This is a genomic window from Providencia sp. M-27 (assembly GCF_011077905.1).
Classification (GTDB): Bacteria; Pseudomonadota; Gammaproteobacteria; order Enterobacterales; family Enterobacteriaceae; genus Providencia; species Providencia huaxiensis.
Genome location: NZ_JAALBT010000007.1, coordinates 159111 through 177620, shown reverse-complemented (window position 1 = coordinate 177620; position 18510 = coordinate 159111). Strand labels below are relative to the sequence as shown.

Here is an 18510-nt window from a genome sequence, read left to right as displayed (position 1 = left end):
CTAATCGCGGAAGTTGTTAAATTGGAAAGGTTGGCCTAAATTCCCACCGCGCACCAGCGCCATAACCGATTGTAAGTCATCGCGGGCTTTACCAGTCACACGCACTTGGTCGCCTTGAACTTGTGCTTGAACTTTCAGTTTACTGTCTTTGATTAATTTAACGATTTTTTTAGCAATCGCAGCATCAATACCTTGCTTGAACGTAACTTCAACACTATAGGTTTTTCCACTATGAACGATATCTTCAGGCACATTCAATACCGCACCATCAATACCGCGCTTTGCCATTTTTTCTCTTAAAATATCAACTAACTGAAGCACTTGGAAATCAGATTCGCTAGTAATTTTAACTGATTCATTTTTGTCATTTAGCTCAAAACTGGCTTCGACATTTTTAAAATCCCAACGGCTAGTTAACTCACGCTGTGCATTTTCCACCGCATTACGTACTTCATTCATTTCCACTTCAGATACAATGTCAAATGATGGCATAGCCAGAACCTCACTGATAATTTTTAGATTGTGCGCATGATAACGTTTTTACTCACATCACTTCAAGTTATCAGGGCCTATGATGTTTCGTTAACTACAACTTAGTATAGTAAAAGGTTATACTGGCAAGAGATCACTTCCGCCTTACCTTATAAGACGTTAAACTCCCATTTTCAAAGGGGAAACAATGAAAATAACTCTGATTGGTTGTGGTGCGATAGGTAAACTGTGGCTTGCTTCACTTGCAATGCAAGGGCATGACGTACAAGGTTGGCTACGTGTTGCACAGTCTGATTTATTCGTCGATGTTAATGAACCCGATGGACGTACTTTCCGAGAACTCGTTCCTTGTAATAATATTAATCACTTGCAAAGTAGCGAGTTAATCATTGTCTGTTTAAAAGCATGGCAAGTTTCTGATGCTTTATTGCCTCTGATTAAAACTATCCCAGAAAATACCCCCATTTTATTACTGCATAATGGCATGGGTACGGTTGAGGAACTTACTCCGTTGCGTCATCCTATTTTAGCTGGCGTGACAACACATGCGGCGTGGCAAGAAAATAACCAAGTCTTTCATGTTGCCAATGGTATCACACATATTGGCGCGATTAATTCCCAAGCACAGGCTTATTACCCTATTGCGGATATTTTGCATGAAGCTCTACCTGATGTGGCTTGGCATAATCAAATTCTAACTACCTGTTGGCGTAAATTGATCGTCAACTGTGTCATTAACCCCCTCACCGTCGAGTATAATTGTAAGAATGGTGAATTAATTCAACATTCCACCCAAATATCTCGGATCATTGATGAAATATGCCATGTTATGGCAGCTGAAGGGTTACATACAGATAAAACTGAACTAACAGAATATATCTATAGCATTATCAATAATACTGCAGATAACTATTCATCGATGTTACAAGATATCCGCAATAATCGCCGCACTGAAATTGACTACATAACCGGTTTTTTAATTAAACAAGCACGAGCTCATGGGATTAGTACACCTGAAAACGATCGCCTATACCATTTAGTCAAAAATAGAGAACAACAATATGACGACTTCCGTTCTAATCTGCATCGCTCATGGTAGTGAAGAAATCGAATTTACCATTACCGCTGATTTATTAGTTAGAGCAGGCATTAATGTGACCTTAGCGAGTGTGACTGAAGATGGCTCTTTAACCATTACCGCTTCACGAGGTCTAAAAATTATTGCCGATACCCCGTTGATTCAAGTCGCTGATGAGCCTTTTGATGCTATTGTGCTACCCGGTGGTATGACTGGCGCAGAAACATTCCGCGATAGCCCACTGGTTGTTGAAAAAGTTCGCCGTATGCATCTAGATGGTAAAATTGTAGCCGCTATTTGTGCTGCACCAGCGCTTGTACTTGAATACCACCAATTGTTTCAGCTAGGTAATATGACCTGTTTTCCATCAATGAAAGATAAAATCCCAGCCCATAAATGGGTCGATCGCCGAGTTTACTTTGATGAACGTGTCAATCTATTAACTAGCCAAGGGCCCGCCACTTCTTTTGACTTTGCATTAAAGTTAATTGAATTATTGGTAGGCAGGAAGACTGCAGCCCAAGTTGCCGCTCAACTCGTTTTACCTAATGGTATTAATGATTATTTAGAAGATTAGACATAAAACTCATTATAAGAAATGAATTAGAAAACAAGTTAACCAATTGAATAATAAAAATTAAGTAGCAAAAAAATCTGTGTTTAGAGTACTTTTTTGCTACTATTGCGGCGGGTGCTTGGATCATTTTGGTTCAAGCCTTGCGAGAGCCAAAAAGACGAAAGCCCCGAATTAGATGTTAATCTTAATCCGAGGCAGTCTCAAACACTCAACAATTTGATTCTGTCTCCTTTTAGAAAAGGAGTCAAGAGGAATGGCCAAAATTGCCCTTCTGGGGCTAGTTACCGTGTGCCTTACGGTATTGTGTTTTTCGTTGTTGATGCAAGAAAGACTATGCTCTTTCAGTATCAGCAGTGAAAGCACGCTGGTTCAAGCTACGTTATCCTGCGATAACTAGTCTTGTGGGGGAGTTTTCCCCCACATTTCTCTCTGATGATGAGTTGGTGATACAAGCACCTGTTTTTATTCTCTACTTATTTTTATTCAGCTCACTTTGCCATTTCTATTTCGATTGCACCAGCAATCATATTAATATCAATGATATCAAAATAATCATAACCAACTGAATTTAAATATTTTTATTCACAAAATGAACGACAAAAAGATTTGTTTAGAGTGAATTTTTGCTACTATTGCGGTGGGTGCTTGGATCATTTTGGTTCAAGCATTGTGAGAGCCAAAAAGACGAAAGCCCCGAATTAGATGTTAATCTTAATCCGAGGCAGTCTCCAAACTCACAATTGGATTCTGTCTCCTTTTAAAAAAGGAGTCAAGAGGAATGGCCAAAATTGCCCTTCTGGGGCTAGTTACCGTGTGCCTTACGGTATTGTGTTTTTCGTTATTGATGCAAGAAAGACTATGCTCTTTCAGTATCAGCAGTGGAAGCACGCTGGTTCAAGCTACGTTATCCTGCGATAACTAGTCTTGTGGGGGAGTTTTCCCCCACATTTCTCTCTGATGATGAGTTGGTGATGCAAGCACCCTGTTTTAAGCTACGGCCGATAAACCTTTATATTTTCATAACCTTGTTCCTTTAGGTATAGCGCTTGCAAGCGGCTCATTACCCCACGGTCACAATATAATAAGTAGGTTTTATCTTTTGGTAAGTCACCAAATTGCGTGCTCAACTTATAGAATGGAATATGCTTAACTTCCATTCCATCCACGTTTAATGGTTTATCTTCAAATTCATCAATTGAACGAATATCTAAAATCACTTCATTTTCAATTGAAATCTCACTCACCATTTCAATTTCAGGGACTTTTTCAAGGCTTTCTTGTGCAATTTGGCGAATATCAATATTTTGCGCTTGTTCAACAACAGACTCTAAAATACCGAAATCAAAGTTGCCCTCTTCCGCTTCAATACGCGCTTTCACCGCTTTCACTGTTGGGCTTTTTGAAATCACACCACAATATTCAGGCATGGTTTTAGCAAAATCTTCAGTACCAATTTGGCGAGCTAGCTTGATAATGTGTTCTTTATCATGAGAAATTAGCGGCCTTAATACGAGGGTATCAGAAGCATTATCAATTAAGCGCAGGTTTGTTAGAGTCTGGCTTGATACCTGCCCCAGTGCTTCACCCGTAACAATCGCCTGAACGCCATAACGTTCTGCAACTTTAGATGCGGCTCTTACCATCATACGTTTGAGCACAACACCCATTTGGCCATCATCCACTTTTTCTAAAATTTCAGCCACAACTGGCTCAAAGTTGACAGCAATAAAACGAACTTTATGGGAGCTACCAAAACGGTTCCACAGATAATGTGCAATTTGTTTCACACCAATTTCATGTGCAGCGCCGCCTAAATTAAAGAAGCAATAGTGAACACGACAACCACGACGCATCAACATATAGCTCGAGACACCTGAATCAAAACCACCAGAAATGAGTGATAACACATCCTCTTGGGTCCCGATAGGGAAACCACCGATACCTTCAATACGTGCTTTAACTAAGATAAGTTTATCATCTTCGATTTCTAAGTGGATCGTGGTATCAGGATCCTTAAGCTTAACTTTTGCAGACGCAATGTGCTGGTTCAGCCCACCACCAATATAGCGTTCGGCATCGATGGATGAAAACTCATGTTTACCGCGACGTTTTACCCGCACACAGAATGTTTTATTTTCTAATGACTCACCATAGGCTTCGTGTGTCATTTCGTAAATATGATGTAGACTGGTAAATGGTTTTTCTTCCACTTCGAGAATATGGTGAATACCTGGGATACGCCCTAGCATGTCACAAATTTCGTCGTGTTTTGTTTCCCCCTTCACACGCACTTCAATGTTATCCCAATTACGGACAACCGAAATTTCTTCGCCAAGTGGTTTAAGCACGTTACGGATATTACTGGTCAAAATTTTAATGAAACGTAGCCTAACAGTTTGGCTTTTAATGGTAATTTCTGGGAATAACTTAATGATAAACTTCATAATAGCTGCATGTTCATGGTGGTTGGGGGCAAACGAATGTGCCTTAACAGAGACACATGACACGTTACCAATTGTCAATAATGAGGCGTATTATAACACTATCTTGCGGGTTGAATCTAAAAACCCCAATAATAAATTGTAACCGTAGCAAGACTGCGTTAGTCTGCTGAATATTTAAAATCCCTCGAATTAACTGATTTCACATTAGTGGCTAAATATTATGGCTAAAGAAAAAACTCAGCAAGTTCCAACTGTTAGTTTTGAAAACTCGCTTCAAGAGCTAGAGCAGATCGTCGCTCGCCTAGAATCTGGTGAGCTTCCCTTAGAAGATGCCCTTAATGAGTTTGAACGTGGTGTTCAAATTGCTAAACAAGGTCAAAAAGTACTACAGCAAGCTGAGCAACGTGTACAAATTTTGCTGAGTGATGACGAAAATAAACCACTAGCCGATTTTTCACCTGATACTGAATAAATTATGTCTGAACAACATTTAGATAGCTTTACGCAGCAACAAAAACAGGCCTACGACAGAGTCAATCAATACCTATTAGATGCCTTAAACGCACTGCCATTTACAGACCTTCCACTTGCACAAGCAATGCGTTATGGCACATTATTAGGTGGAAAACGTTTACGCCCATTTTTAACTTATGCCATCGGCTCTATGTTTGGTGTTAGCCAAGAAAATCTTGATGCCCCTGCAGCCGCCGTCGAATGTATTCATGCTTATTCATTAATCCATGATGATTTACCTGCAATGGATGATGATGATTTGCGTCGCGGCCAACCGACTTGCCACATTAAATATGGTGAAGGTAATGCGGTACTTGCTGGAGATGCATTGCAAACATTGGCATTCCAACTGCTGTCATCGGCACCTATGCCAGATGTTACTGATAAAGACCGCATAGCGATGATTGCAGAGTTATCATACGCAAGCGGTTTAGCTGGTATGTGTGGTGGACAAGCTCTTGATTTAGATGCGGAAGGAAAGCAAGTTAACCTTGAATCCCTCGAGCGCATTCATCAACATAAAACAGGTGCATTGATTCGTGCAGCAATCCGTCTTGGTGCTTTTGCAGCCGGTGAAAAAGGCCAACAATTACTGCCTGTTTTAGACAAATATGCACAATCCATCGGCCTTGCCTTTCAAGTACAGGACGATATCCTAGATGTTATCGGTGATAGTGAAGTTACGGGTAAACGCCAAGGAACGGATGCCGAACATGAAAAAAGCACCTACCCATCGCTATTAGGCCTTGAAGCAGCACAAAAAAAAGCACGTGAGCTATATCATGATGCGATAGATGCTTTAGAGACTCTCCAGTCCCATGGATATAATATAGAAATGCTAAGTGCTTTAGCTAATTTCATTATTGAGCGTAAAAGCTGACAATATGCTTTGCCTTTTAGCTACAAGAAGATCGATAATTACGGCAATTATTACCTTAATGCATCTTCGAATCATACCTATAGCCCCAAAAAATAGATGGATGACTTCTTAATCAATAGAGTTATAGGCAGACGATAAACGAAGGCAACCCAACAGCACATAGAAGCCTTATGTCGCTAAATACTGAGAATAGTCATTTTATTGTGGCTAAGTAAGTTGGGTTTTTTATTAATTATAAGTGAGCAACTAATGAGTATTGATATCGCTAAATATCCAACGCTAGCCTTGGCAGAGACACCAGATGAGCTTCGTCTGTTGCCTAAAGAGAGTTTGCCTAAGCTTTGTGATGAACTCAGACAATTTTTACTGAGTAGCGTGGGTCGCTCTAGCGGTCACTTTGCTTCTGGTCTCGGTGCTGTTGAACTCACCGTCGCATTGCATTATGTCTATAAAACCCCATTTGATAACCTTGTTTGGGATGTCGGCCACCAAGCCTACCCACATAAAATATTGACGGGTCGCCGTGACCGTATTGATACCATCCGTCAAAAAAATGGTTTGCATCCCTTTCCATGGCGTGAAGAAAGTGAATATGACATTTTAAGCGTTGGCCATTCCTCAACATCCATTAGTGCCGGTTTAGGTATGGCCATTGCCGCAGAAAAAGAGCAACAAAGCCGTAAGACGGTTTGTGTGATTGGTGATGGCGCGATCACTGCAGGAATGGCATTTGAAGCGATGAACCATGCAGGGGATGCCGCACCTGATATGTTGGTTATCTTAAACGATAACGAAATGTCTATTTCAGAAAATGTTGGCGCACTCAACAACCACTTAGCTCACTTGCTTTCTGGAAAGCTCTACACAACATTGCGTGAAGGTGGCAAAAAAGTTTTTTCTAACATGCCACCGATTAAAGAGCTACTGAAAAAGACAGAAGAACACATTAAAGGCATGGTTGTACCGGGAACCATGTTTGAAGAATTAGGTTTTAACTATATTGGCCCTGTTGACGGCCATGATGTTGTTGCCTTAGTTCAAACGTTAAAAAATATGCGTGATTTAAAAGGCCCGCAATTTTTACATATCATGACCAAGAAAGGCCGAGGTTATGAGCCGGCAGAAAAAGACCCTATTAGCTGGCACGCGGTTCCTAAATTTGACCCAAGCACATTCACTTTACCTAAAAGCAAAGAGACAGGGCCGACTTTCTCTAAAATTTTTGGTGATTGGCTATGTGAAGAGGCTAAAAATGATAGCAAATTGATGGCTATCACCCCTGCTATGCGTGAAGGGTCTGGTATGGTTCGCTTCTCTAAAGAATTCCCAGACCAATACTTCGATGTCGCGATCGCTGAACAACATGCGGTCACATTTGCAGCCGGCCTTGCCATTGGTGGCTATAAGCCTATCGTTGCCATCTATTCCACGTTCTTGCAACGCGGTTACGACCAAGTCATTCATGATGTGGCTATCCAGAAGGTTCCTGTCATGTTTGCGATTGACCGAGCTGGTGTTGTCGGGGCAGATGGGCAAACTCACCAAGGTTCTTTTGATATTTCATTTCTACGCTGTATACCAACAATGGTTATTATGGCCCCAAGTGATGAAAATGAGTGCCGCCAAATGCTACATACTGGCTACCATTACCAAGATGGCCCATGTGCAGTGCGTTACCCTCGAGGCACAGGAACAGGCGCTGAATTACAGCCATTATCACCACTACCTATTGGTAAAGGTATTATTCGTCGCCAAGGTGAAAAAGTCGCTATCTTATGCTTTGGCACATTATTAAGCCACGCATTAGTCGCTGCCGAGCAACTCAATGCAACTGTCATTGATATGCGCTTTGTGAAGCCTTTAGACGAAGCCCTGATCCTTGAAATAGCCGAGACTCATGATGTTCTTGTCACTCTCGAAGAAAATGCCATCATGGGTGGTGCAGGTAGCGGCGTGAATGAATTCTTAATGCATGAGAAAAAAATCATTCCAACCTTAAACCTTGGTTTACCTGATTATTTTATTTCTCAAGGTACCCAAGAGGAACTTATTGCTGAATTGGGCTTAGATTCCACTGGTATTGTTAATTCTATTAATAACTACTTAGCCAAATAATTTTTATCTTTAGGGCATTGCATTAACAATACAATGCCCTATTCAATCACAAAGCCAATCACTCTTATTCCTTTTCTTAATACACTAAAAAAGTATTTATCTCCCTGTTATTACTGACTCATTCATGTTCATTAAAAAAATATGTCACATTTTTATTATATTTGAAGATCATTAAAATAAAATATAAAACTAAATACAATCAGTTTATCTACAACAATATTCAGCTATTTACCTGAAATAAGAATATAAACAAAGCTTTTATCTTGAATGTGAGTTTTTACAATAAAGACATGCAAATTATTTTAAAATCTATTAATATGAACTTTGTCACTATAGGACTGAGTAATTTAGTCTCTGAGTTATATTCGTAAAATATCATTTTGAAAATGACAACTAATTTCTATAACGAATATATTATTTTAACAATTTTAACCGAAAATTAATAAGTAATTATTTTGTTTTCTTAATTAACAAACCAGGAAACAAATAAACGCTATTCCAACTACAATTTTCATATAGTTTATTTTTATTTAATCAATTTTAATAAATAGATTTGGGAGCGCTTATGTGTGGACAATTTATTAATGAACCCTTGTATTTATCTATTGCGAACTGGGTAATGAAACAAGGCCGCTGGACAACAGCTAGAGAGATATCTAACAACTTTGGTATCCCGCATCCTAATGCCGTCAATATTGTTTCTTATATTTTATCTGATGTTGCTGAAATTCAGTGTGAAGTAAAAATGATCCCAAATAAATTATCGGGACGAGGTTGCCAATGTCAGCGGCTTATTAAAGTTAAGAAAATTGATAACCAGCTTTATGCACGTTTAAGAAATCATCAAGCTGAAAAAGTCACTATCGATTCTCCTATAAAAGCAGCTTCTATGCCGCCAAGTGAATTAAATCGAGAGCAAAAATGGCAATGGATGCTATCAAAATCACAACGTCGCTAAACCTATTTCTTAGCTTCACACCAATAAAAAACGCAGACTTCACCAGCTGCGTTTTTTTATTTTACGGCCTTTTTGTGAATCACTGCCCCTTAGGTTTTACATCCGTTGTACCAAATAATTGGTGTCGATTAACTTCAAGCTCTGTTAAGGGCTGAGTTTCTTGTAGGTATTGCTGATACCGACCGGCTAAGTCTTGATATTCTTTAGTGTTTAACCGCTTCCAATGCAGTTCTTCATCAGTCACTGAGCGTAAAAAACGTGCTGGACTTCCGACTAACATCTGACGGCTTTCTCCTTGAAAACCGGCTTTAACAAAACTCATCGCAGCAACAATGCTTTCCTCACCAATCACAGCACCATCCATAACAACACTGTTCATTCCAACCAAAGCATCACGGCCAATAATGCATCCATGTAGAATAGCTCCGTGGCCTATATGTCCGCATTCATGGACAATGGTTTCTACATCACTGTAGCCATGCATGATGCAGCAGTCCTGAATATTCGCGCCTTTTTCTATGATCAATCGTCCATAATCCCCACGTAAAGAGGCGTTAGGCCCAATAAAAACTCCTTCACCGATAATAACATCACCAATCACTACCGCTGATGGGTGTACATATGCGGTAGGGTGAACAACTGGGATCACCCCTTCAAAAGCGTAAAAGCTCAAAATTCACCTCGCTGCTAGCTTAACTAGCGCCCTTTCCAACTTGGTGAACGTTTTTCGGCAAATGCGAGTGGGCCTTCTGTTGCATCTTCGGAATGTAAAACCGCAGGGTAGTTTGTCAGTACACCGCTGCGCATGAGTTTATACCCCTCTTCAACAGTGAGCTCCCCTGTCGCACGGAAAATTTCTTTCAGTGCAGCGACAGCAAGTGGCGCACTTTGGGTGATTTGCTCCGCTAACTGACGCGCTTTGTCCATTAAGTTTTCAATTGGTACAACATCGTTAGCAATTCCCCAACGTAATGCTTCCTTCGCATCCATTCGCCTACCCGTCATTACCATTTCGTTCACAATGGGTGCCGGAAGAATTTTGGGTAAGCGTAAGACACCGCCGCTATCAGGTACAATGCCAAGTTGTGCTTCTGGTAATGCAAAGCTGGCATTTTCAGAACAAATAATCATATCTGCTGCTAAAGCCAGTTCGAAACCTCCACCAAACGCATAACCATTTACAGCTGCAATGACAGGCTTATTCAAATTGAAAATTTCAGTAAGCCCTGCAAAACCACCAGGACCAAAATCAGCATCTGGGGCTTCACCTTCTGCAGCAGATTTTAAATCCCAACCCGCGGAGAAGAACCGCTCGCCAGCACCGGTGATAATCGCAACGCGTAATGATGGGTCATCACGGAAATTGAGAAAAACTTCCCCCATTTTGAAACTGGTTTTCGCATCAATTGCATTCGCTTTAGGTCTATCAAGTACGATTTCTAAAATGGAGCCATTACGGGTAATTTTTAATGATTCGCTCATAGTGCAATCCTTTAGTGATCATGCGTTGGCATTTTGGCTATAAATGATTACAACCAAAACGTTCGCGTAATTAATAGAATTATTCGATTATTTCAGGTGTTTTTTCAGTACTTTCCCAGAACAGTTACGCGGTAAATCCTTACGTACCTCAACCCATGACGGCACTTTAAATTTCGCCATTTGCTTTTCACAGAAAGCGAAAAACTCTTCCTGCGTTAAGGTTTCACCCTCTTCTAGCACAATAAAGGCTTTAATTGCTTCATCACGAATTTCATCAGCAACACCTATCACGGCCACGTCAACGATAGCAGGATGTGAAGCAATGATATTTTCAATCTCACTGCACGAAACGTTTTCGCCGCACCGTTTGATCATGTTCATGCTTCTATCCACAAAATAGAAAAAGCCATCGTCATCTTGATAAGCAAAGTCTCCGGTATGCATCCAGCCTTGTTTATCGAAAGCTTTCTCCGTTGCTTCTGGGTTGTTGTAGTACTCTTTAAATAAGGTTTTTCCACGTTCACCTTTAACACAGAGCTCGCCTACCACCCCTGCTGCAACAGGTTGGTTATTTTCATCCCTGATTTGTGCTTTATAGCAAAAACCGGGGCGGCCAATAGATGGCCAGCGACGAATATCACCGGGCCTATCGCCAATCAACCCCACGATGGTTTCCGTCATGCCATATGAGGTCAGAAAACTCTTCACCGCAAAACGCGCCATAAATTGTTCTTTTTCCTCATTACTCAAATTGAGATAGAACATCGCTTCACGTAAACAATGGTCTTTTTCGTTATCCGCCAGAGGTTGACTTAATAACGTGCGGATCATCATTGGGATCAACTCAACCACTGTCGCTCGATGTTTCACGACTTGTTGCCAAAAACGTCGTGCACTGTACCTTTCGAGTAACACAAAAGTGGCCCCCACCGAAAAAGCGGCCATGGACACGGTGCACTGGCAATCGATATGAAAAACAGGCATGACAGTCAGATAAATATCATCTGAGCGCAGGGTGTTCTGCCAAGAAGAGTAGTAACCCGCAAAACGTAAGTTATAGTGGGTAATGATCACCCCTTTGGGTTTTGAGGTCGTACCCGAGGTAAATAAAATTTCCGCGGTATCATCAACACTTAGCGCAATGAGTTGTGTCAATTCAATGGGTTTTTGTGCGTGTTCAAGCAAAAAGTCTGAAACGCCGTTTTGTTGTTTAACGGGGGTATCTGAAATTAAAAAAATATGTTCAAGGCTGGTACTTTCATCATCAAGTACACGTTGATAAATATCTAAAAAAGTCGCACAAGTCACGACCATCCGTGGCTGGCAATTTTGCATAATCCAAGCGGCTTCATTGTATTTATAACGTGCATTAACAGGGACCATAATCGCCCCAATTTTTGCCAAGCCAAACCAGCAAAAGAAAAACTCTGGGCAATTATCTAAATGTAAAGCAACCTTATCCCCTTTTTGAATGCCATAAGCTAAAAAGAGGTTTGCTGTGCGATTAATGTGTTCATTCATCTCTCTATAACTGAATTCACGAACATTTCCATCGCAGGATTCAAAGATAAGCGCCTTATTATTACCGTGGGTTAACGCTAAATCATCCCACATTTGACGCAAATTTTGTTTACCGATTACATCCATTAATTGCTTCCCATCATTTCCCTGATGAATATTCAGGCCAATGGATTAATTGACCTGAATATTCATTCAATTAATCCACTATTTTGGCCAGTCCTTTGTCGACTAACCCCCGAATATCTGTTTCGCTATATCCAATATTTTTCAATATATCAGTGGTATCCATGCCATGTGATGGCATACCGCGCCATATTTGGCCCGGATTATTTTTGAATTTTGGCATAACGTTTGGACCACGACATGTGCGCCCATCCATGGTCTGCCAACTGGTAATCGACTCCCGAGCTATGTATTGAGGGTTAGTATCTAGCTCAGGAATAGTTAATACTTTCGCACTTGCAATGTTCAGCTCAGCCAACCTTGCTAACACCTCATCAATCGAGCGTGCGCCTAGCCATTCATCGAGTTTTTCTTCCATTAAAGGTCCATAAGGACATTCAATTCGATGAATGAGCTGAGTCCCTTCAGGTATTTCTGGCGTTCCTAGTAAATGACCAAGACCAATATCTTTAAATATTTCTTGTACTTGAGTGATACCAACGACTTCCATCACAATATAGCCATCATTACAGCTATAGAGCCCACAACCCGCGTAGTACGGGTCTTTCCCTTTGGTCATACGTGGGCAAATTTCGCCACCATTGAAGTAATCCATCATGAAGTATTGCCCCATACGCAACATCACTTCGTACATGGCGATATCAATGCTTTCCCCTTTACCCGTTTCACGCGCTTTATACAGTGCTGCGAGAGCTGCTGTTGTGGCAGTCATGCCAGAAAAATAATCTGCGGTATAAGGGAAGGCTGGCATTGGCTGGTCTTTATCACCATTTTGGATAAGATAACCACTGAAAGCCTGTGCAATGGTATTGTAGGCCGCTAGGTTAGTGTATTGAGGGTCGCCATATTGTCCGAAGCCTGATAAATGAGCGATAACCAATTTTGGGTTGTGTTCCCAAAGTACCTCATCGGTGATCCCTCTACGGGCAAATGCGGGTCCTTTACTAGCCTCAATGAATATATCCGTTGTTTCCATTAGCTTCAGGAATGCTTCTCGCCCTTCATCTTTAAAGATATTCAGTGATAATGCACGCAGGTTACGCCTTGATAACTGAGGGTAATTAGGCTGAACACGAATGGTATCCGCCCACGCTACGTTCTCTATCCAAATCACTTCTGCGCCCCACTCTGCAAACATTTGTCCTGCAAATGGGCCGGCTATTTCAATCCCTGAAAATACCACTCTGACCCCAGCTAATGGGCCAAACTCTGGCATAGGTAGATGCTCTGCCATGTTCTCGTCTCCTGTGAAACTTGGTTGGCTCGCTAAAAAAGCCAACCTATAAGCATTCAGTTATTAGCGGTACTGTTTCAGTACACTGCGGCCTAGTGTTAGTATTTGCATTTCATCTGAACCACCAGATACACGATCCACACGTAAGTCACGCCAGAAACGTGCAATTCGATGCTCACCTGCAATTCCGACACCGCCGAGTACTTGCATCGCAGAATCCACAACTTCAAACGCCGCATTTGCACAGAAGTATTTACACATCGCTGCATCACCCGAGGTGATCAATCCGTTGTCACTCTTCCATGCAGTTTCATATAACATGTTGCGCATTGAATTGAGCTTGATCGCCATATGTGCAAATTTTTCTTGAATTAATTGGTAACGACCAATTGCTTCACCGAATTGAACACGCTGATTTGCATAGCGAGCCGCGTCTTCGAACGCACACATTGCTGTACCGTAGTTAGTCAGAGCCACAAGGAAACGCTCGTGGTCAAACTCTTCTTTCACACGGTTAAAACCATTACCTTCACGGCCGAACATATCTTTTTCATCAAGTTCAACGTTATCGAACGTAATTTCACAGCAGCTATCCATGCGTAAACCCAGTTTCTCAAGTTTATTCACCTTGATACCCGGTTTGCTCATATCCAAGAACCACTCAGTAAAGACAGGTTTATCCGGCGAATCTGCATCACGGCTCATCACCACGATATACGGTGTGTAGGCACTACTGGTGATAAAGCATTTGCTACCGTTAAGATAAACTTTGCCGTTACGACGTTGATAAGTGGTTTGCAGGCTACCGACGTCAGAACCGGCACCCGGCTCAGTGATCGCAGAGTTCCACATTTGTTTACCTGTGCCGCGAAACGCCATGATTTTATCAATTTGCTCTTGAGTCCCTTCCCTCAGTACGGTGTTAAAACCGCCCGGTAATTGGTACAGCACATAGGTTGGTGCACCTAGGCGACCTAATTCCATCCATACTGCAGCTACCGTAATAAACCCTGCATCTAAGCCGCCATATTCTTCTGGGATCAGCAGGTTATCGATTTCCATGTCCGCTAAGGCTTTTACAAAACGTTCAGGATATTGGCTGTCGCGGTCGCACTGTGCGAAATAGCTCTCCCAGTTTTCACTGGCCATGAGTTCACGGATCCCTGCGACAAACAGCTCCTGCTCATCATTCAATCTAAAATCCATATCAATAACCTCTTACATGTTGTTTTTGAATAAATTAGTCATTTTTCCAATGCACTTTGGCATCTTTAATAAAGGAAAGCGTTACCATGATGTTGACGAAAAAAAGTGGGCATCCTCCAGCAATTATCGCGGTTTGTATTGGTTTTAATCCGCCTAGAGCCAGCAATACAATGCCGATAACACCGACTAAGACAGACCAACCGATACGCACTAATAATGGTGGCTCATCACCCTCTTTCACTGCGCGACAAGTCGACATAGCGAGAGTGTATGAACAAGCATTAATCAATGTGACCGTGGCGATAAAGCAGAGGATGAAGAAGCCCCAAATTGTTACAGTGCTCAAAGGTAAGGCAGCCCATGTCTCAATGATGGCGCGTGCAACGCCGAATTCTTCAATCAGTTTTGGAATGTTGATAATGTCTTTATCAATCAGTTGTAGAGTATTACTTCCTAAAATAGTCCAAATTAATGTCGATCCTGCGGTTAAACCCGCAACCATACCAATACACAATTCACGGACAGTACGGCCTTTCGATATACGTGCGAGGAAGATACACATTTGAATGGCATAGATAACCCACCATGCCCAGTAAAATACTGTCCAGCCCTGTGGGAAACCACTTTTACCAACCGCATCTGTATAGAACAGCATACGTGGCATATACATCATTAGGACACCGATAGAATCGGTAAAGTAGTTAACAATAAAGCTAGCACCACCAACGATAAATACCCATCCCAACATCAAGAAACTGAGATAACTACGTACGTCACTGGCAATCTTCACCCCTTTTTGCAGGCCGAAAGCCACACAAATTGCATTTAGAATGATCCAGCAGAAAATGATGATGGCATCAAGTTGTAAGGTATGTGGAATACCAAATAAATATTGAATACATTCAGTAACCAACGGTGTTGCTAACCCTAGACTGGTTCCCATTGCTAATATCAAAGCAACGAGATAGAAGTTATCAACAAGAGTCCCAAACCAACCATTGACACGTTTTTCCCCTACCAGAGGAACTAGCGTACTACTCGGACGAATAACATCCATTTTGCGGACAAAGAAGAAATAACCGAATGCGACAGATAAGAAGCTATAGGTCGCCCATGGTAATGGCCCCCAATGGAACAAGCTGTATGCAAGCCCGATATTTTTGGCCTCGTTTGAATAAGATTCAAAGCCAAAAGGCGGTGTAGAAACATAATAATAGATTTCAATCGACCCCCAAAAAAGTACCGCTGCAGAGGTACAAGATGCGAACATCATGAAAATCCAGCTCGCACGGCTAAATTCCGGCTTCTCTTCTCCTAAACGTTTTTTGGCATAAGGCCCTAGAATCAACCAGAACCATCCACCAAACATCACAACCATGTACCACTCAAATGCCCAGCCCCACACATTAGTGACATAGCTGAAGACTTGGTTGATCACTTCATTTGAAGCATCAAGGTCACGGACAGTTAGCCAACACAATAGTCCAACAATGATCAACGGTGGAAAAAAAACTTTTGGTTCTATTCCACCCTTTTTATTTTCTTTGCTCATAGTTCGTTCCCAATTTATTATTTAATATATAAGCTTTAAGAATAGATATTATTTAACACCTCATTACTTATTTATTATTAAATCCCATAAACCCCTAAAAATTTAATTCCGCATTAATTCAATCACTATTCAAATCATGTCGACTCGTCATTAACAATTCTGTTATTAAGGTCACAATATTATTCGTGATAAATAATTGTTATTATTTATTCCATTTGAAATGATTTTAAATACCAATAAATACATAGAGATAAAATATTGTGTAACATTAATGTTATTAAATACCTTCAGTATTGGTGATTAGGGTAGCAATATTGAACATTTCGTTGATAAGTTGATGATTTTTACAGTATTGGTGAGTAGGGTATCAGTATGAATATTTAAACCGACTTTATTTTAAGGTTTTCAATATTGGTGACCTAGGTTTTATTTTTAAATATCCAGTTCATGATAATTATATAATCCGAAACCGAAACGGATCATATTTATTAATATTATTTTAGGAGATGTAATGAATATTATTACATGCTATAAATCTGTTCCTGATGAACAAGATATTATTGTAAATAGCGCAGATGGTTCTTTAGATTTTTCACGTGCTGATACCAAAATCAGTCAATATGATTTAAATGCAATTGAAACCGCTAATCAAATAAAAGCGCAGCAAGCTGACAGTAAAGTGATTGCGTTAAGTGTCGGTGGTAAAGCACTGACCAACATGAAAGCACGTAAAGACGTTTTATCTCGTGGCCCAGATGAACTTGTGGTTGTTATTGATGACCAACTGGAACAAGCCTTACCACATCAAACGGCTCTGGCCTTGAGCTCTGCAGCTCAAAAAGTCGGTTTTGATTTAATTATTTGTGGTGATGGTTCCGCTGATTTAAATGCACAACAAGTTAGTATCTTGATGGGCGAAACACTGCAAGTTCCTGCCATCAACGGTGTGAAGAAAGTCGTTTCAATCACCGCTGACACGGTGGTTATAGAGCGTGAGCTAGAAGATGAAATTGAAACGCTATCCATACCATTACCAGCCATTGTCGCTGTTACCTCCGATATTAACGTTCCCGTTATTCCATCAATGAAAGCAATTTTAGGCGCTGCTAAAAGACCCGTTCAAGCTTGGACGATGGCTGATATTGGTTTAGATAACGTTGCAGCTCTTTCTGCGCAATCTATTGCGGCACCTAAGCAAAAAGTCCGCCAGCGCATCATCATTGAAGGTGATGGCGAAGACCAAATTGCACAATTTGCTGAACATTTAAGAAAAATTATTTAATCGGAGGCGTTATGAGCAAATTATCAACCGTTTGGGTATTTAGTGACATGACTTCTCGCTTACCTGAACTTATCGGTGGCGCCCTTGCTCTAGGAGAGCAAGTCAATGTATTCGCACTTGATGACACACAAAGCTCACAAGCTTTCCAACTCGGTGCAACGCAAGTTTTTCAACTGGCAGGTAAACCTGACGATCGCATTATTGAAGATTATGCGGACACTATCGTTTCAACCATCAAACAGTATGGCGATAACGGTTTATTGCTATTACCTAACACCCGTAGGGGTAAATTATTAGCGGCACGTTTAGGCGCTAGACTGCAAGCAGCCGTTTCTAACGATGCGGCAGCAATTACAGTCGAATCAGGAAAACCCGTTATTAAACATATGGTTTACGGCGGTCTAGCCTTTGGTCAAGAAACCTTAGAGAGCTCATTTTCGATTGCCACCCTCGCGACAGGTACATTTGAAGCTGCACAAAATGATGCATCACGTAGCGGTACGGCTCAAGCTGTGCAATGGGTCGAACCAAAACAATCTATTGTACGTACCTCGGTTCAGAAAAAAGCAGGTAACTCCGTTGAACTAGACAAAGCGCGTCTGGTAGTCAGTGTGGGTCGTGGGATTGGTAGCCAAGAGAACATTGCAATAGCCAAAACATTAGCAGATACCATTGGTGCTGAAATTGCCTGTTCACGCCCAGTCGCAGAAAATGAAAAATGGATGGAACATGAGCGCTACGTTGGGATCTCCAATTTGATGCTCAAACCAGAGCTTTATCTCGCAGTAGGGATTTCAGGTCAAATCCAGCACATGGTTGGTGCAAATGGAGCCCAAATTATTGTGGCCATTAACAAAGACAAAAATGCCCCTATTTTCCAATTCGCAGACTATGGGATCGTTGGGGATTTATTCAAAATCCTCCCGGTACTCACTCAACAACTGGCTAAATAAACCAAATAACAGTGGGGCTTTAGCCTCGCTGTTTAGTGAC

Annotated in this window: 17 protein-coding genes; 9 read left to right on the top strand and 8 right to left on the bottom strand. The window is 41.2% G+C overall.

Annotated features, from left to right (window positions below; genetic code table 11):
- The gene (locus tag G6Q48_RS12205; protein WP_004914551.1) at positions 1 to 492 is read right to left on the bottom strand and encodes a YajQ family cyclic di-GMP-binding protein; all 492 of its coding nucleotides are present in this window, start codon (positions 490 to 492) and stop codon (positions 1 to 3) included.
- A gap of 187 nt (positions 493 to 679) precedes the next feature.
- Between G6Q48_RS12205 and panE the strand changes: the two genes are divergently transcribed.
- The 3 genes from panE (at position 680) to G6Q48_RS12185 (ending at position 3069) form a co-directional block, all read left to right on the top strand.
- Entirely contained in the window at positions 680 to 1591 is a 912-nt protein-coding gene (gene panE, locus G6Q48_RS12200) for a 2-dehydropantoate 2-reductase (protein WP_102139035.1), read from the top strand.
- Positions 1554 to 2147, top strand: a complete 594-nt coding sequence (gene yajL / locus G6Q48_RS12195; protein ID WP_166266711.1) for a protein deglycase YajL — start codon at positions 1554 to 1556, stop codon at positions 2145 to 2147. Before panE ends, yajL begins: the two co-directional genes overlap by 38 nt.
- Positions 2148 to 2925: 778 nt before the next feature.
- Complete coding sequence (locus G6Q48_RS12185; RefSeq protein WP_004914564.1) at positions 2926 to 3069, top strand: Hok/Gef family protein; 144 nt, start codon at positions 2926 to 2928, stop codon at positions 3067 to 3069.
- Between the two features lie 70 nt (positions 3070 to 3139).
- Here the strand turns inward: G6Q48_RS12185 and thiI are convergent, their stop codons facing one another.
- A complete protein-coding gene (gene thiI, locus G6Q48_RS12180) occupies positions 3140 to 4591 on the bottom strand; it encodes a tRNA uracil 4-sulfurtransferase ThiI (protein ID WP_166266707.1) in 1452 nt (483 codons plus the stop codon).
- Positions 4592 to 4811: 220 nt separating this feature from the next.
- Between thiI and xseB the strand changes: the two genes are divergently transcribed.
- From xseB to caiF, 4 genes are all read left to right on the top strand, one after another.
- Complete coding sequence (gene xseB / locus G6Q48_RS12175) at positions 4812 to 5063, top strand: exodeoxyribonuclease VII small subunit (RefSeq protein ID WP_004914571.1); 252 nt, start codon at positions 4812 to 4814, stop codon at positions 5061 to 5063.
- 3 nt (positions 5064 to 5066) lie between these two features.
- Positions 5067 to 5984 carry a (2E,6E)-farnesyl diphosphate synthase gene (ispA, locus tag G6Q48_RS12170; RefSeq protein WP_102139032.1) on the top strand — a complete coding sequence of 306 codons (918 nt, stop codon included), beginning with the start codon at positions 5067 to 5069 and terminating at the stop codon, positions 5982 to 5984.
- 249 nt (positions 5985 to 6233) lie between these two features.
- Positions 6234 to 8099, top strand: a complete 1866-nt coding sequence (dxs, locus tag G6Q48_RS12165; RefSeq protein ID WP_166266705.1) for a 1-deoxy-D-xylulose-5-phosphate synthase — start codon at positions 6234 to 6236, stop codon at positions 8097 to 8099.
- Positions 8100 to 8664: 565 nt separating this feature from the next.
- Positions 8665 to 9057, top strand: a complete 393-nt coding sequence (caiF, locus tag G6Q48_RS12160) for a carnitine metabolism transcriptional regulator CaiF (RefSeq protein WP_166266703.1) — start codon at positions 8665 to 8667, stop codon at positions 9055 to 9057.
- Positions 9058 to 9136: 79 nt separating this feature from the next.
- On the opposite strand, the gene caiE is transcribed toward caiF, so the two are convergent.
- The 6 genes from caiE to caiT form a co-directional block, all read right to left on the bottom strand.
- Positions 9137 to 9730 (bottom strand): carnitine operon protein CaiE, encoded by a 594-nt coding sequence (caiE, locus tag G6Q48_RS12155; protein WP_166266701.1) that lies wholly within the window; start codon positions 9728 to 9730, stop codon positions 9137 to 9139.
- A gap of 23 nt (positions 9731 to 9753) precedes the next feature.
- Positions 9754 to 10539, bottom strand: a complete 786-nt coding sequence (gene caiD, locus G6Q48_RS12150) for a crotonobetainyl-CoA hydratase (RefSeq protein WP_166266699.1) — start codon at positions 10537 to 10539, stop codon at positions 9754 to 9756.
- An 87-nt stretch (positions 10540 to 10626) separates the two neighbouring features.
- Positions 10627 to 12186 carry a crotonobetaine/carnitine-CoA ligase gene (caiC, locus tag G6Q48_RS12145; RefSeq protein WP_166266697.1) on the bottom strand — a complete coding sequence of 520 codons (1560 nt, stop codon included), beginning with the start codon at positions 12184 to 12186 and terminating at the stop codon, positions 10627 to 10629.
- Positions 12187 to 12256: 70 nt separating this feature from the next.
- A complete protein-coding gene (caiB, locus tag G6Q48_RS12140; RefSeq protein WP_166266695.1) occupies positions 12257 to 13477 on the bottom strand; it encodes an L-carnitine CoA-transferase in 1221 nt (406 codons plus the stop codon).
- 63 nt (positions 13478 to 13540) lie between these two features.
- The gene (gene caiA / locus G6Q48_RS12135; RefSeq protein WP_166266693.1) at positions 13541 to 14683 is read right to left on the bottom strand and encodes a crotonobetainyl-CoA dehydrogenase; all 1143 of its coding nucleotides are present in this window, start codon (positions 14681 to 14683) and stop codon (positions 13541 to 13543) included.
- 34 nt (positions 14684 to 14717) lie between these two features.
- Positions 14718 to 16235, bottom strand: a complete 1518-nt coding sequence (gene caiT, locus G6Q48_RS12130) for an L-carnitine/gamma-butyrobetaine antiporter (protein ID WP_102139024.1) — start codon at positions 16233 to 16235, stop codon at positions 14718 to 14720.
- A gap of 511 nt (positions 16236 to 16746) precedes the next feature.
- Between caiT and fixA the strand changes: the two genes are divergently transcribed.
- Both fixA and G6Q48_RS12120 read left to right on the top strand, forming a co-directional pair.
- Positions 16747 to 17517, top strand: a complete 771-nt coding sequence (fixA, locus tag G6Q48_RS12125; protein WP_166266691.1) for a putative electron transfer flavoprotein FixA — start codon at positions 16747 to 16749, stop codon at positions 17515 to 17517.
- A gap of 11 nt (positions 17518 to 17528) precedes the next feature.
- Positions 17529 to 18470, top strand: a complete 942-nt coding sequence (locus tag G6Q48_RS12120) for an FAD-binding protein (RefSeq protein WP_166266689.1) — start codon at positions 17529 to 17531, stop codon at positions 18468 to 18470.
- Positions 18471 to 18510: the final 40 nt, after the last annotated feature.

What these genes read in the sequence shown, in the direction of transcription:
- panE (WP_102139035.1), top strand. Translation starts at nt 680, where the DNA reads ATGAAAATAACTCTGATTGGTTGTGGTGCGATAGGTAAACTGTGGCTT.
- caiT (WP_102139024.1), bottom strand. Translation starts at nt 16,235, where the DNA reads ATGAGCAAAGAAAATAAAAAGGGTGGAATAGAACCAAAAGTTTTTTTT.
- caiA (WP_166266693.1), bottom strand. Translation starts at nt 14,683, where the DNA reads ATGGATTTTAGATTGAATGATGAGCAGGAGCTGTTTGTCGCAGGGATC.
- caiC (WP_166266697.1), bottom strand. Translation starts at nt 12,186, where the DNA reads ATGGATGTAATCGGTAAACAAAATTTGCGTCAAATGTGGGATGATTTA.
- G6Q48_RS12185 (WP_004914564.1), top strand. Translation starts at nt 2,926, where the DNA reads ATGGCCAAAATTGCCCTTCTGGGGCTAGTTACCGTGTGCCTTACGGTA.
- yajL (WP_166266711.1), top strand. Translation starts at nt 1,554, where the DNA reads ATGACGACTTCCGTTCTAATCTGCATCGCTCATGGTAGTGAAGAAATC.
- dxs (WP_166266705.1), top strand. Translation starts at nt 6,234, where the DNA reads ATGAGTATTGATATCGCTAAATATCCAACGCTAGCCTTGGCAGAGACA.
- caiF (WP_166266703.1), top strand. Translation starts at nt 8,665, where the DNA reads ATGTGTGGACAATTTATTAATGAACCCTTGTATTTATCTATTGCGAAC.
- G6Q48_RS12120 (WP_166266689.1), top strand. Translation starts at nt 17,529, where the DNA reads ATGAGCAAATTATCAACCGTTTGGGTATTTAGTGACATGACTTCTCGC.
- xseB (WP_004914571.1), top strand. Translation starts at nt 4,812, where the DNA reads ATGGCTAAAGAAAAAACTCAGCAAGTTCCAACTGTTAGTTTTGAAAAC.
- caiB (WP_166266695.1), bottom strand. Translation starts at nt 13,477, where the DNA reads ATGGCAGAGCATCTACCTATGCCAGAGTTTGGCCCATTAGCTGGGGTC.
- caiD (WP_166266699.1), bottom strand. Translation starts at nt 10,539, where the DNA reads ATGAGCGAATCATTAAAAATTACCCGTAATGGCTCCATTTTAGAAATC.
- G6Q48_RS12205 (WP_004914551.1), bottom strand. Translation starts at nt 492, where the DNA reads ATGCCATCATTTGACATTGTATCTGAAGTGGAAATGAATGAAGTACGT.
- thiI (WP_166266707.1), bottom strand. Translation starts at nt 4,591, where the DNA reads ATGAAGTTTATCATTAAGTTATTCCCAGAAATTACCATTAAAAGCCAA.
- ispA (WP_102139032.1), top strand. Translation starts at nt 5,067, where the DNA reads ATGTCTGAACAACATTTAGATAGCTTTACGCAGCAACAAAAACAGGCC.
- fixA (WP_166266691.1), top strand. Translation starts at nt 16,747, where the DNA reads ATGAATATTATTACATGCTATAAATCTGTTCCTGATGAACAAGATATT.